Below are 496 nucleotides of genomic sequence, written 5' to 3'. Positions count from 1 at the left end.
CTTCGACTCGCTGACGGCCGTCGAGATTCGGAACCGGTTGCAGGCCGCGACCGGGCTGGTGCTACCCGCGACGCTTGCGTTCGACTACCCGAGAGCCGAGCGGCTCGCCGGGATCGTTCTGGAGCAGGTGGTCGGCGGCGCGGACGCCGCGGGTCCCGCCGCTCCTGTGACCTTGGCCGCCACCGGCGACGACCCGGTGGTGCTCGTGGGGATGGGTCTGCGGTTGCCGGGTGGTGTGGGGACGCCGGAGGAGTTCTGGGATCTGGTCGCGTCCGGGAGGGACGGGATCGGGGCGATCCCGACGGATCGAGGGTGGGATCTGGAGGGGTTGTACCACGCGGATCCGGAGCATGCGGGGACGTTCTACGCCCGGGAGGGCGGGTTCCTGTACGGGGCGTGGGTCTTCGTTGCGGGGGTGTTCGTGATCTCGCCGCGGGAGGCGGGGGCGATGGAGCCGCGGCCGCGCCGGTTGCTGGAGGCGGCGTGGGCGTCGCTG

General features: G+C 72.4%; 1 protein-coding gene. It reads left to right on the top strand.

Annotation, left to right across the window (positions count from 1 at the left end):
* Nucleotides 1-496, top strand: a 496-nt coding sequence (locus PUR56_RS33040; RefSeq protein WP_329951656.1) for an acyl carrier protein, incomplete at both ends; no start/stop codon positions are given.

The organism is Streptomyces sp. BE303, assembly GCF_036290945.1.
Taxonomy (GTDB): domain Bacteria; phylum Actinomycetota; class Actinomycetes; order Streptomycetales; family Streptomycetaceae; genus Kitasatospora.
Note: the sequence above shows the minus strand (reverse complement) of the source record. Positions and strands in the feature narration are given on the sequence as shown.